Raw genomic sequence first — 11,413 nt, forward strand, 5'->3', positions numbered from 1 at the left:
AGCCACGACGAGACCGGCAGACGGCAGCGCGCAGCGCGGGGCACCCCGGAGGCCGAAGGGGCGCGGGGAACTGCGCGAACAACCACGACGGCGCGGCACACGCCGGAACAAGCCCCGGGGGCACCCCGTTGGCGCGACAACCCCCGAAGCAAAGCGCAGCGCCCCTGCTGCGCCCGAACTCACCCGCCCGGTAGGCTTTCCGTGTGATCTTCAAGCGCATCGGAAGCGGGCGGCCGTACCCGGACCACGGCCGGGTCAGCACGCGCGAGTGGGCGGACGTCGCCCCCCGTCCCGTGCGGCTGGACCAGTTGGTGACCACCAAGGGGCAGCTCGACCTGGAGACTCTGCTGGCCGAGGACTCCACGTTCTACGGGGACCTCTTCGCGCACGTCGTCAAATGGCAGGGCGACCTCTACCTGGAGGACGGACTGCACCGCGCCGTGCGCGCCGCGCTGCAGCAGCGGCAGGTGCTCCATGCCCGGGTCCTGGAGATGGACTGACAATCCGCTTACGCTGCGCTCATGAGCATGTTGACCCCCTCCGGGATGGGCGGGAAGTACCGGATCACGGGAAACGCCTATCCGCGGATGCGCCGACCCCGGCGTCGCGGCCGGATCGTCGCCGGCGTCCTGGCATCCGTCGTGGTGCTGGGCCTGTTCGGCTGGGGAGCACTGCAGCTGTTCCACGTCTTCAACGGCGGTGACGGCGACACCAAGGCGAACGCGGGGCCGCAGAACCAGCCGAGCTGCAAGCCCGCGCCCACACCGGCGCACCCCGTGAAGCTCGCCCCGATGCCGCAGCCGGCCGGTGTGACGGTCAACGTCCTGAACGCCACGACCCGCGGCGGCCTGGCCAAGTCCACCGCGGACGAGCTGGCCAAGCGCGGCTTCAAGGTGTCGAAGTTCGGCAACGCCCCGACCCAGTACGACAAGAAGGTCACCCAGACGGCGCTGGTGGTGGCCGGTCCGGCCGGCGAGGCCGCGGCCCGGGAGGCGGGCACCCAGGTGGCCGGTGCCACCGTGAAGATCGACCCGGCGCGCAAGGACGCCTCGGTCGACCTGCTGATCGGCGACTCGTTCAGCGCCCTCGCCACGCCCGCCGACGCGGCCAAGGCCAGGATCGTCGCGGCGAACCCGCCGCCGCCGAAGCCGGTCTGCACGGTGCCGACCACGCCGGCGGCCAAGCCGAAGGGCTGACCGCCGAAGGACTGAAATACCGGGAACTCGACGGGCCTCGCCGCCCGGAGCCGCGGCTCCGGGCAGCGGGGCCCGTTCCGTTCGGCGGCCGCGCGGCGCCCCTGCGGCGCCCCCGGGCCCCTGGGACCGTCCGGGAGACGCCTGGTGGCCCGGCACCCCGCCAATGCCCGTACAACGCCTGAGCCGCCCCCGAGAGGGCGGCTCAGCGCATTCCGGATGCGGTCGGGCGGGGGCGGGGCCGCCGGGTCAGCCGGCGGTGCCGTAGAGGCGGTCTCCCGCGTCACCGAGGCCCGGCACGATGAAGCCCTGCTCGTTGAGCCGCTCGTCGACCGCCGCGGTGACGACGGTGACGGGCTTGCCGCTGAGTTCGCGTTCCATCGTCTCGACGCCCTCGGGCGCGGCCAGCAGGCACAGCGCCGTCACGTCGTCGGCGCCGCGCTCGATGAGGAGCTTGATCGCGGCGACGAGGGTGCCGCCGGTCGCCAGCATCGGGTCGACCACGTACACCTGGCGGCCGGACAGGTCGTCGGGCATGCGGGTCGCGTAGGTCGTGGCGGCCAGCGTCTGCTCGTCGCGGACCATGCCGAGGAAGCCGACCTCGGCGGTCGGCAGCAGCCGCACCATGCCGTCGAGCATGCCCAGGCCGGCCCGCAGGATCGGCACGACCAGGGGGCGCGGGTAGGACAGCCGGACGCCCGTGGTGGGCGACACCGGGGTGCGGATGTCGACCTGCTCGGTCCTGACGTCCCGGGTCGCCTCGTAGGCGAGCAGGGTGACCAGCTCGTCGGCCAGGCGGCGGAAGGTCGGCGAGTCGGTGCGCTGGTCGCGCAGGGTGGTGAGCTTGTGCGCGACCAGGGGGTGGTCGACAACGTGGAGACGCATGGGGACGACTGTATCGGGAGCCTCCCCCGGCGCGCCCGGGTGCCTTGCGCCTGCGCCGTTCGGAGGCTTTCCCGGCACCTTTTGTGCCCCGGCCGGGGTAAACCGCCCGATGGGGGGAAGTCGGACCGGTACGCCCGGTGGGCCAACCGGGTGAACCGACCCGGGGACGGTGACCCCCACCATGCCGGATTCGACCGACCGGAGCGCCGCGGACCGCGACGACGAACGCCGCAGGAAGCGCGCGGTCTTCCTGCGGGAGATGGACGAGGCCAAGGCGCTGCGCGACCGGGTCCAGCCGCGGCGCGCCCGGGCCAACCGGATGCGTCAGCAGATGCGGATGCGCACCTTCCGGTGGTGATCGGGGGCCCCGCAACGGCCCGCGAAGATCCTCGATTTACCCGGAAGTGACGAAGACCTGGCACGTCGCGGTGCCGAAGACCTCTCGCTTCGCCGTTCTTTCTGCCACGATGCCGATGGGTGGGACCTTCATGAGGTCGGTGCGGCACCGAGTCGTACAGTCCTCATGAACGACAGACACGACAGACCAGCGGCCCTGCCCGGTCCGGACGGCCTGAGACCAGTGGGAGAGTTCACGGTGTACTTCGCCGCACTGCTCGCGCGCACCGAGGACGGTTGGCAAGCGAGCGAACCCGATCTCGACGATGTGGAAACCCTCGCCGATCTGAGCGACCTGGCCCGCGAGGCCGGCGAGGAGGATGAGACGGTCCTGGTCTTCATCGAGCAGGAGGACGCCTGGTTCGGCGTCGTCCGTGTCGACGGTGAAGAGGATCCCAGGATCTACGTGTCCGACGCGGCGGCGGCCGCCCGTAGCTCGTACGGGGAGATCCTGCTCACCGACGAGGTGCTGGGCCGCGACCCGGAGGACCTTGACGACCTGGTCGACCTCGACGGCACCGAGGACGGCGAGGACAGCGACGACGACGACGCCGTGGCCGGCCCCTCGGAGGACCACGTGCCGGTGGGCCCGCTCGGCGACCTCGACCTGCTGGCCGACCTCGGCATGAGCACCAAGGAGCTGCTGGCGCTCAGCGGCGACGGTGCGCTGACCGGCGAGGCCCTGGGTGAGATCGCCGAGGCGCTGGGCTGCGGCGACGTCCTGGAGGCGGTCCGCTGACGGCACCCCCGCCGGCCGATCCCGTCCGTGACCCCTGGGCGGCCGCGATGCGGCTCGCCCTGGAGGAGGCGGAGCACGCCCCGCTCACCGGTGACGTACCGGTGGGCGCGGTCGTGCTGGGTCCGGACGGCGAGGTGCTGGCCCGCGCCCGCAACGAGCGCGAGGCCACCGGCGACCCCACGGCGCACGCCGAGGTGCTCGCCGTGCGCCGCGCCGCGGCCGGACTCGGCCGGTGGCGGCTGACCGGCTGCACCCTCGTGGTGACCCTGGAGCCCTGCACGATGTGCGCGGGCGCCGTCGTGCTGTCCCGGCTCGAGCGGGTCGTCTACGGCGCGGCCGATCCCAAGGCGGGAGCGGCCGGTTCCCTGTGGGACCTGGTGCGCGACCGCCGCCTCAACCACCGCCCGGAGGTGATCGCCGGCGTCCTCCCCGAGGAGGCCTCGGCGGTACTCACCCGCTTCTTCCGGACAATGGATTTCTGAGCACCGCCTCGCGTGGGCTAGGATCTCTCTCGGTAGCGTGTCCGAGCGGCCTAAGGAGCACGCCTCGAAAGCGTGTGAGGGGGCAACTCCTCCGTGGGTTCAAATCCCACCGCTACCGCTCCGAGCGGCCCGTCCATGGTTCCCCGTGGGCGGGCCGTCGGCATGTCCGGTCCCGGTTCTGGTCTCACTTGACCGGCGCGAGGACCCGTCAGATCACCTACGGTGCGGGGATTTCGCGGACGAGGCGCGAGCTCCAGTCGCACCAGACCAGGCCGGGCAGGAAGGCGCCCCCGGCTTCGTCGAGGTTTTCTTCGACGTACGGGATGGTCGCGTCGCAGACCTCGGTGGCGTGGTCGAAGAACTGCGTGGTGTCGGGGTTGGCGTAGTAGCTCCAGCGCGGGTTGTAGGGGGCCGTCCGCTTGACGATCCGAGCGAGCAGGTGGGGACGGTCCGTGGTCTCCCCGCTGACGATCTCCCGGGCGTGCTCGATGTCTGCGGCCTTGGTCAGCTTGACGATGAACCGCTCATGGGTGATGTCGGTCATCTCGAAGTACGCGGGGCTCTCCGCCGCGGCGCGGACCGGCTGACGGTCGGGAGCGTCGGCCTGCGTGGGCTGGGCCGTGACGAAGGCCAGCACGCCGACGCCGGCCGAGGCGGCCGCCTTGATGAACACGTGTCGCATGAGCTTGTCTCCTTGGATACGGGCGTCGCGCACCTCGCGTCGCCACGCAGAGTATTCAATCAGTTACACTGAGTGAATACTCTGAGGTGGGAGCCCGCGCCGCGACGTGGACGGGTGGCGCGACTGCCGTATCCCACCGCCGGTCCGTGGCATCAGCAGACCCCTGGCGGCGACATCGGCCCCAGCACGGCGTGGCCGACCGCGCGCCGGACCCCATCGGGTGAGTTGTCCGCAGGCCACGGGCCGACGGTCCCACCGGGAGCGCCGCCGCACGGGACGTCGGCGGCCAGGGGGCGGCGTGCGCGGGGGAGTTGGCCCGGGACGCGGACCGCGCGGGGGGTTCCGCGGGGCGATCGTTTTTACGGATGATGAGCGTGACTGGTCATCTGATTACGCTGTTCGATGGATAGACTTCAACGATTGCACGCTTGTCACCGCTGGCACGGACGCGTGGCCGGGAGGGCCGGAGCATGGCGCAGGCCAAGAAGATCACCATGTACGCACTGGCGCTCTTCATCCTCTACACGATCATCAACCAGCCGGCCAGAGCCGCCGATCTCGTGCAGGTGGGCTTCGTGGGCATATCCAACGGGGCCAAGAGCATCGGCCAGTTCATGCACGACCTGGTCAACTAGCGAACCTCTCCCCCGAGGTGAGAAGGAGAACCATGATCCGGCACCTGGTCCTGTTCAAGCTGAACGAGGGCGTCAGCCGCGACGAGCCGCGCGTGGCGGCCGGCGCGCAGGCGTTCCAGGAGCTGGGCGCCAAGATCGCGGAGGTCGTCTCCTGGGAGTGCGGCTGGAACGTCACCGACCGGCCGGTCGCGTACGACTTCGCGATCAACTCCTCGGTGGCGGACGGCGACGCCCTGCAGCGCTACCTCGCGCACCCGGCGCACCAGGAGGCCGTGGGACCCTGGGGCGAGTTCGCCACCTGGGTGATCGCCGACTACGAGATCTGAGGCCCGCAGAGCCCGTCACAGGCCCCTCGCCGGGCCCAGCCGGACCGCCCGCACCCCGCCCCGGCCCGCACCCGGCCAGGAACCGAGCCCCCGTTGCCACCCGGCACCGGGGGCTTCGTCGTGCCTCCGCGCGGGCCTGTTCGTACAACACGGCAATATACGGTGCTTGCACAAGGTGGACATGAATTGTGATGCTATGTCTGCTTTTCCCAGTTTTTGACAGCTCTCCAGCTCTTCCAGCTCTTCGGCTCTCCCGGCGCGACCGCCGTCCACCGTGCGCGCGGTCCGAGTGCCGCCGGCTGTTCGGCTTGCGTGGACCGATAAGGGGTGTGGTGTGCCGGTGTCGGCCCGTACGGCGTCAACAGCGTATCCGCGGGGCAGATCGCGGACGCCCAGCAGCAATGCGGCGGACGCGCGGGCGCTGACCCAGGTGCTCTTCGAGGAGATCACCGCACTGGAGCCGGGCACCCCGGAGCACGCGCGGGTGCGCGCCGCGCTGATCGAGGTCAACCTGCCGCTCGTGCGCTACGCGGCGGCCCGCTTCCGCAGCCGCAACGAGCCGATGGAGGACGTGGTCCAGGTCGGCACCATCGGCCTGATCAACGCCATCGACCGGTTCGACCCGGAGCGCGGCGTGCAGTTCCCGACCTTCGCGATGCCCACCGTGGTCGGGGAGATCAAACGTTACTTCAGGGACAACGTGCGGACCGTCCACGTCCCGCGCCGGCTGCACGAGCTGTGGGTCCAGGTCAGCGGCGCCATCGAGGATCTGACGGTGCTGCACGGGCGTTCGCCCACCACCGCGGAGATCGCCGAGCGGCTGAAGCTGTCCGAGGACGAGGTGCTGGCCTGCCTGGAGGCCGGCCGCGCCTACCACGCGACCTCGCTGGAGGCCGCACAGGAGGGCGACGGCGCCCCCGGGCTGCTGGACCGGCTCGGCTACGAGGACCCGGCGCTGTCCGGCGTCGAGCACCGCGATCTGGTGCGGCACCTGCTCGTCCAACTCCCCGAGCGGGAGCGGCGGATCCTGCTGCTGCGCTACTTCGGCAACCTGACGCAGTCGCAGATCAGCGCTGAGCTGGGCGTCTCGCAGATGCACGTGTCCCGGCTGCTGTCCCGCAGCTTCGCCCGGCTGAGGTCCGCAAACCAGCTCGAAGCGTAGCCCACCGGGATTAAGCCACCTGCGAAGATATGTCGACATGGCGCTACAGCGCGTTGCCGACATGTGACATTCTGCGGATACCGCGTTTGTCGCGAGCGGACCTCCGGTATTCCAGAGGAGGAACAACCGTCGCTCGCGACACCCGTCCGCGACCTCAAGGGGGTGGCATGTCCGTACAGGTGGGCAGTCCCAAGGTGCTTCGTACCGACGCAAGCGCACCGCACGACGCTCTTCACGGCGAGGCCATCGACACCCGTACGCTGTCCCGTTCGCTGTTCCTCCGGCTGGCGGAACTGCCGGTGGACAGCCCGGAACGCGCCTATGTGCGCGACACGCTGATCGAGCTGAACCTGCCCCTGGTGCGGTACGCCGCGGCCCGCTTCCGCAGCCGGAACGAGCCGATGGAGGACATCGTCCAGGTCGGCACCATCGGTCTGATCAAGGCGATCGACCGGTTCGACTGCGAACGGGGCGTGGAGTTCCCGACGTTCGCGATGCCGACCATCGTCGGCGAGGTCAAGCGCTTCTTCCGCGACACGTCGTGGTCGGTGCGCGTGCCGCGCCGGCTGCAGGAGCTGCGGCTGGCGCTGACGAAGGCCAGCGACGAGCTGGCGCAGCGGCTGGACCGCTCCCCGACCGTCGCCGAACTCGCCTCCTGCCTGGGCGTGTCCGAGGAGGACGTGGTCGACGGGCTGGCCGTGGGCAACGCCTACACCGCCAGCTCGCTCGACTCCCCGCCTCCGGAGGACGACGGCGGCGAGGGCTCGCTGGCGGACCGCCTGGGCTACGAGGACACCGCCCTGGAGGGCGTGGAGTACCGCGAGTCGCTCAAGCCGCTGCTGGCCCAACTGCCGTCCCGTGAGCGCCAGATCATCATGCTGCGGTTCTTCGCGAACATGACGCAGTCGCAGATCGGCGAGGAGGTCGGCATCTCCCAGATGCACGTCTCCCGGCTGCTGACCCGCACGCTGGCGCAACTGCGAGAGGGTCTGACAGCCGAGGTCTGAACGGGCCGGACGGGAGGAGTGGTCGATCGGTGCCCGAGGTGAGCCGGGGGCTCACTTCATCGCGAGGGCGACCACTCCGATGATCACGACCAGCGCGACGATCACGCCGATCACCAGTCCGGTACGGCTGCGGGTCTCCTCCTGCTGCGCCTGGGCGGCCGGCGGCCGCTCGTCCACGAAGGCGCGGAACATCTGCGTGCTGCCCGCGGGGTCGTAGTTGTTGTCGGGGTTCGGGGTGTGGTTCGCCATGGCGCCTGACCCTAGCGTGTCGGCGGAATACAGGGCACCCCCCGATGGTTACCGTGACCCATGGCACGCATCGGTAACTCTGATCTCGACGTCTCTCCCCTCTCGCTGGGCGGCAACGTCTTCGGCTGGACCGCCGACGAGGCCCAGTCGTTCGCCGTCCTGGACGCGTTCGCGTCCGGCGGCGGCACCTTCGTCGACACCGCGGACGTCTACTCCGCCTGGGTCGACGGCAACTCCGGCGGCGAGTCCGAGACGATCATCGGCCGCTGGCTGGCCCGCCGCGGCCGGCGCGACGACGTGGTGATCGCCACCAAGGTCGGCGGTCACCCGGAGTTCAAGGGCCTGAAGGCCGACACGATCAAGCGGGCCGCCGAGGAGTCGCTCCGCCGGCTGGGCACCGACCACATCGACCTCTACTACTCGCACTTCGACGACCCGGACACCCCGGTCGAGGAGATCGTCACCGCGCTGGACTCGCTGGTGCGCGAGGGCAAGGTGCGCGCCCTGGGCGCGTCCAACATCTCGGCCGAGCGGCTGGCCGCGTCCCTGGACTTCGCCGAGCGCGAGGGCCTGGCCCGTTACGAGATCCTGCAGCCGCTCTACAACCTGGTGGAGCGGGACCACTACGAGGGCCCGCTGGCCGACCTGGTGGCCGAGCGCGGGCTGTCCGCGGCCCCTTACTCCGGCCTGGCGTCCGGCTTCCTCACCGGCAAGTACCGGCCGGGCGCGGCGAGCCCCGGCAGCGCGCGCGAGGGCAAGGCCGCGTCCTACCTGGCGCAGGAGCGCGGGCCGAAGGTGCTGGCCGCCCTCGACGAGGTGGCCGCCGACCACGGCGTCGACGTCGCTACGGTCGCGCTGGCCTGGCTGGCCGCCCACCCGACGGTGGTCGCGCCGATCGCCAGCGCCCGCACGGTCGAGCAGCTGCCGGCCCTGCTGGCCGTCGCCGACGTCCACCTCACCCCGGCCGAGGTCGAGGCGCTGACGGCCGCCGCCGCGTAACCGCCCACCCACCGGACACCCCGCGCAGCCCCGCCGCGCGACCGGCCGTCCACCGGCCCCCGCCCAGCCCGCCCCGCCCGCTGAGCCGGACCCCGCCCCGATGTGGGGTTCGTCTCAGCCGGCCCACAGCAAGTGGCATGTGCACCTATCTTCCCGTACGGTTGCTTTAGGCAACTAACATGGAGGTGTACGAGGCCAGTGGCGTCGATACAGACCCAATCCGAGACCAGGGCGGCGACCGGGGACGCCCCCATGTCGCACCGGCAGATCATGGAGGCCCTGTCCGGCCTGCTGCTCGGGCTCTTCGTGGCGATCCTGTCGTCCACGATCGTCTCCAACGCGCTCCCACGGATCCTCGCCGACATCGGCGGCGGCCAGAGCGCCTACACCTGGGTCGTCACGGCGTCGCTGCTCGCGGTCACCGCGACCACCCCGATCTGGGGCAAGCTCTCCGACCTGTTCAGCAAGAAGCTGCTGATCCAGCTCGCGCTGGTGATCTACGTGATCGGCTCGGTCGTGGCCGGCTTCGCCACCAGCCCCGGCATGCTGATCGGCTGCCGCCTGGTGCAGGGCGTCGGCGCGGGCGGCCTGTCCGCGCTCACCCAGGTCATCATGGCGGCGATGATCTCGCCGCGGCAGCGCGGCCGCTACAGCGGCTACCTGGGCGCGACGTTCGCCGTCGCCACCGTCGGCGGCCCGCTGATCGGCGGCGTCATCGTCGACTCCACGCTCGGCTGGCGCTGGTGCTTCTACGTCGGCGTCCCGTTCGCCGTCATCGCCCTCATCGTGCTGCAGAAGACGCTGCACCTGCCGGTGGTCAAGCGCAAGGTGCGGATCGACTGGACCGGCGCGTTCTTCATCACCGCGGCCGTCTCCCTGCTGATGATCTGGGTCTCGCTCGGCGGCCAGAGCTACGCCTGGAACTCCTGGCAGTCCTACGTGATGGTGCCCGCGGCCCTGCTGCTCGGCGCGATCTTCCTCTTCGTGGAGTCCCGGGCCGCCGAACCCATCGTGCCGCTGCGGCTGTTCCGCAACGCCACCATCGCCCTGACGTCGCTGGCCAGCCTGTTCGTCGGTGTCGCCATGTTCGCCGGCACGGTCTTCCTCAGCCAGTACTTCCAGCTGGCCCGCGGCGAGACCCCGACGATGTCCGGCGTGCTGACCATCCCGCTGATCGTCGGCCTCTTCCTGGCCTCCATGTTCAGCGGGCGGATCATCACCCGCACCGGCCGCTGGAAGGGCTTCCTGGTCGCCGGCGGACTGCTCGTCACCGCGGGCGCGGCCACCCTCGGCATGATCCGCGCCGACACCCCGTACGCCGAAGTCGCCGTCTACATGGCGCTGCTGGGCCTGGGCATCGGCATGATGATGCAGAACCTGGTGCTCGCCGTGCAGAACCAGGTCTCGGTCGCCGACCTCGGCGCGGCCAGCTCGCTCGTCACCTTCTTCCGCTCCCTGGGCGGCGCGATCGGCGTCACCGCGCTCGGCGCGATCCTGGGCAACCGGGTCACGCACTTCGTCACCCAGGGCCTGGCCGCGCTCCACGTCAAGAACGCGGCCGGCGCGGACGGCGGCATCCCCGACGTGGCGACCCTGCCCGCACCCATCCGCGGCGTGGTCGAGAACGCCTACGGGCACGGCGTCGGCGACGTGTTCCTCTACGCGGCCCCGTTCGCGCTGATCGCCTTCGTGCTCGTACTCTTCATCAAGGAAGTTGCCTTGAACAACCGAAGCGGTTTGCAGCAGACCCCGGCGGGTACGGGCCGTTCGGCCGTGGACGCCGTGGAGCCGGCGGCCCGCGAGAAGTGAGAATTCCCGGCCGCATGCCTGTTCCCGCAGCGGAGAGGTCCAGGTCAGCGGTTCGGGAGAAGGGTCCCGGCGGCAGCCGAGGCAGGGGACGGCCGAGGCCGTCCGCCGGGACCCGCCCTTGCGCCGGGCGCGGAGCCCGGCGCCTTCGATGACCGGGCCGCGACCCGGAGTGCGCTTCCCCGGCGCCGGCCTGAGGGAACGTAGGGTGCTGGTATGGCTCCCAACATCGCCACGAACACGACCGTCTCCCTCGACGAACTCCTCGACTTCGTCCGGCCCCGGCACCGCGCGATCCTCCTCACCACCCGCGCGGACGGCCGCCCGCAGGGTTCCCCGCTGACCTGCGGCGTCGACGACTCCGGGCGCATCGTCGTCTCGACGTACCCCGAGCGGGCCAAGACGCGGAACGCGCGGCGTGATCCGCGGGCCAGCGTGATCGTCCTGTCGGACGAGTGGAACGGGCCGTGGGTCCAGGTCGACGGGACCGCCGAGGTCCTCGACGTCCCCGAGTCCGTCGAGCCCCTCGTGGAGTACTTCCGCAACATCTCCGGGGAGCACCCGGACTGGGACGAGTATCGCGAGGCGATGGTGCGGCAGGGGAAGTCCCTGATCCGGATCACGCCGGAGCGCTGGGGGCCCATCGCCACGGGCGGTTTCCCGGCGCGGCTGGCCTGAGACCCGGCTCCGCCCGGGGTGGACCAGCACAACTGCCGGGCTGCCCCGGGCCCGTTGCCGTGCGGATCCCCGATACTGCCTCCTCCGAAGACCGGCCGTGGACCGACGACACGCTCCAGCAGGACCCCGAGGACGCCGACGAGGCCTGAATCCCGTCCGGGAAGCGCGAACCCC

General features: G+C 71.0%; 15 protein-coding genes and 1 tRNA gene. 13 read left to right on the forward strand and 3 right to left on the reverse strand.

The genetic code is table 11. The features are described 5' to 3' along the window. Window positions 1–203 precede the first annotated feature (203 nt). Window positions 204–500, forward strand: coding sequence for a type II toxin-antitoxin system VapB family antitoxin (locus BMW99_RS27325; protein ID WP_069463704.1), 297 nt, complete (start codon window positions 204–206; stop codon window positions 498–500). Between the two features lie 21 nt (window positions 501–521). After that, the gene (locus BMW99_RS27330; protein ID WP_075017727.1) at window positions 522–1,196 is read left to right on the forward strand and encodes a LytR C-terminal domain-containing protein; all 675 of its coding nucleotides are present in this window, start codon (window positions 522–524) and stop codon (window positions 1,194–1,196) included. A 246-nt stretch (window positions 1,197–1,442) separates the two neighbouring features. Here BMW99_RS27330 and upp read toward each other — a convergent pair whose 3' ends face one another. Next, window positions 1,443–2,078, reverse strand: coding sequence for a uracil phosphoribosyltransferase (gene upp / locus BMW99_RS27335; RefSeq protein WP_069463706.1), 636 nt, complete (start codon window positions 2,076–2,078; stop codon window positions 1,443–1,445). A gap of 181 nt (window positions 2,079–2,259) precedes the next feature. On the opposite strand from upp, the gene BMW99_RS41475 reads away from it, so the two are divergent. From BMW99_RS41475 to BMW99_RS27355, 4 genes are all read left to right on the forward strand, one after another. Continuing rightward, the gene (locus BMW99_RS41475; protein ID WP_176735488.1) at window positions 2,260–2,436 is read left to right on the forward strand and encodes a hypothetical protein; all 177 of its coding nucleotides are present in this window, start codon (window positions 2,260–2,262) and stop codon (window positions 2,434–2,436) included. Between the two features lie 237 nt (window positions 2,437–2,673). After that, on the forward strand, window positions 2,674–3,213 hold the full coding sequence (locus tag BMW99_RS27345) for a tRNA adenosine deaminase-associated protein (protein WP_069463712.1): 540 nt from the start codon (window positions 2,674–2,676) through the stop codon (window positions 3,211–3,213). Between the two features lie 47 nt (window positions 3,214–3,260). Beyond that, window positions 3,261–3,695 (forward strand): nucleoside deaminase, encoded by a 435-nt coding sequence (locus BMW99_RS27350; RefSeq protein WP_069463707.1) that lies wholly within the window; start codon window positions 3,261–3,263, stop codon window positions 3,693–3,695. A gap of 31 nt (window positions 3,696–3,726) precedes the next feature. Continuing rightward, window positions 3,727–3,813: transfer RNA gene (locus BMW99_RS27355), tRNA-Ser, on the forward strand. A gap of 99 nt (window positions 3,814–3,912) precedes the next feature. Here the strand turns inward: BMW99_RS27355 and BMW99_RS27360 are convergent. Then, a complete protein-coding gene (locus BMW99_RS27360) occupies window positions 3,913–4,377 on the reverse strand; it encodes a BP74-related protein (protein ID WP_245791643.1) in 465 nt (154 codons plus the stop codon). Window positions 4,378–4,805: 428 nt separating this feature from the next. On the opposite strand from BMW99_RS27360, the gene BMW99_RS40870 reads away from it, so the two are divergent. The 4 genes from BMW99_RS40870 (at window position 4,806) to BMW99_RS27375 (ending at window position 7,507) form a co-directional block, all read left to right on the forward strand. Beyond that, a complete protein-coding gene (locus tag BMW99_RS40870; protein WP_141726145.1) occupies window positions 4,806–5,012 on the forward strand; it encodes a hypothetical protein in 207 nt (68 codons plus the stop codon). 32 nt (window positions 5,013–5,044) lie between these two features. Then, window positions 5,045–5,338 (forward strand): Dabb family protein, encoded by a 294-nt coding sequence (locus BMW99_RS27365; RefSeq protein ID WP_069463708.1) that lies wholly within the window; start codon window positions 5,045–5,047, stop codon window positions 5,336–5,338. Window positions 5,339–5,672: 334 nt separating this feature from the next. After that, window positions 5,673–6,500 carry an RNA polymerase sigma factor SigF gene (locus BMW99_RS27370; RefSeq protein WP_069463709.1) on the forward strand — a complete coding sequence of 276 codons (828 nt, stop codon included), beginning with the start codon at window positions 5,673–5,675 and terminating at the stop codon, window positions 6,498–6,500. A 167-nt stretch (window positions 6,501–6,667) separates the two neighbouring features. Further along, entirely contained in the window at window positions 6,668–7,507 is an 840-nt protein-coding gene (locus BMW99_RS27375; RefSeq protein ID WP_069463710.1) for an RNA polymerase sigma factor SigF, read from the forward strand. Window positions 7,508–7,558: 51 nt separating this feature from the next. Here BMW99_RS27375 and BMW99_RS27380 read toward each other — a convergent pair whose 3' ends face one another. Next, window positions 7,559–7,756, reverse strand: a complete 198-nt coding sequence (locus tag BMW99_RS27380; RefSeq protein WP_069463711.1) for a hypothetical protein — start codon at window positions 7,754–7,756, stop codon at window positions 7,559–7,561. A gap of 60 nt (window positions 7,757–7,816) precedes the next feature. Here BMW99_RS27380 and BMW99_RS27385 point away from each other — a divergent pair, with 60 nt between their 5' ends. The 3 genes from BMW99_RS27385 to BMW99_RS27395 all read left to right on the forward strand — a co-directional run bounded on the left by BMW99_RS27385 (window position 7,817) and on the right by BMW99_RS27395 (window position 11,239). Continuing rightward, entirely contained in the window at window positions 7,817–8,755 is a 939-nt protein-coding gene (locus BMW99_RS27385; RefSeq protein WP_075017730.1) for an aldo/keto reductase, read from the forward strand. 252 nt (window positions 8,756–9,007) lie between these two features. Then, window positions 9,008–10,564 carry an MDR family MFS transporter gene (locus tag BMW99_RS27390; protein WP_079176194.1) on the forward strand — a complete coding sequence of 519 codons (1,557 nt, stop codon included), beginning with the start codon at window positions 9,008–9,010 and terminating at the stop codon, window positions 10,562–10,564. Window positions 10,565–10,777: 213 nt separating this feature from the next. After that, window positions 10,778–11,239, forward strand: coding sequence for a PPOX class F420-dependent oxidoreductase (locus BMW99_RS27395; protein ID WP_069465419.1), 462 nt, complete (start codon window positions 10,778–10,780; stop codon window positions 11,237–11,239). Window positions 11,240–11,413: the final 174 nt, after the last annotated feature.

Origin of the sequence: Actinacidiphila rubida, from assembly GCF_900110255.1 — a bacterium.
Lineage (GTDB): Bacteria > Actinomycetota > Actinomycetes > Streptomycetales > Streptomycetaceae > Actinacidiphila > Actinacidiphila rubida.

What these genes read in the sequence shown, in the direction of transcription:
- BMW99_RS27330 (WP_075017727.1), top strand. Translation starts at nt 522, where the DNA reads ATGAGCATGTTGACCCCCTCCGGGATGGGCGGGAAGTACCGGATCACG.
- upp (WP_069463706.1), bottom strand. Translation starts at nt 2,078, where the DNA reads ATGCGTCTCCACGTTGTCGACCACCCCCTGGTCGCGCACAAGCTCACC.
- BMW99_RS41475 (WP_176735488.1), top strand. Translation starts at nt 2,260, where the DNA reads ATGCCGGATTCGACCGACCGGAGCGCCGCGGACCGCGACGACGAACGC.
- BMW99_RS27350 (WP_069463707.1), top strand. Translation starts at nt 3,261, where the DNA reads ATGCGGCTCGCCCTGGAGGAGGCGGAGCACGCCCCGCTCACCGGTGAC.
- BMW99_RS27360 (WP_245791643.1), bottom strand. Translation starts at nt 4,377, where the DNA reads ATGCGACACGTGTTCATCAAGGCGGCCGCCTCGGCCGGCGTCGGCGTG.
- BMW99_RS27365 (WP_069463708.1), top strand. Translation starts at nt 5,045, where the DNA reads ATGATCCGGCACCTGGTCCTGTTCAAGCTGAACGAGGGCGTCAGCCGC.
- BMW99_RS27375 (WP_069463710.1), top strand. Translation starts at nt 6,668, where the DNA reads ATGTCCGTACAGGTGGGCAGTCCCAAGGTGCTTCGTACCGACGCAAGC.
- BMW99_RS27380 (WP_069463711.1), bottom strand. Translation starts at nt 7,756, where the DNA reads ATGGCGAACCACACCCCGAACCCCGACAACAACTACGACCCCGCGGGC.
- BMW99_RS27385 (WP_075017730.1), top strand. Translation starts at nt 7,817, where the DNA reads ATGGCACGCATCGGTAACTCTGATCTCGACGTCTCTCCCCTCTCGCTG.
- BMW99_RS27390 (WP_079176194.1), top strand. Translation starts at nt 9,008, where the DNA reads ATGTCGCACCGGCAGATCATGGAGGCCCTGTCCGGCCTGCTGCTCGGG.
- BMW99_RS27395 (WP_069465419.1), top strand. Translation starts at nt 10,778, where the DNA reads ATGGCTCCCAACATCGCCACGAACACGACCGTCTCCCTCGACGAACTC.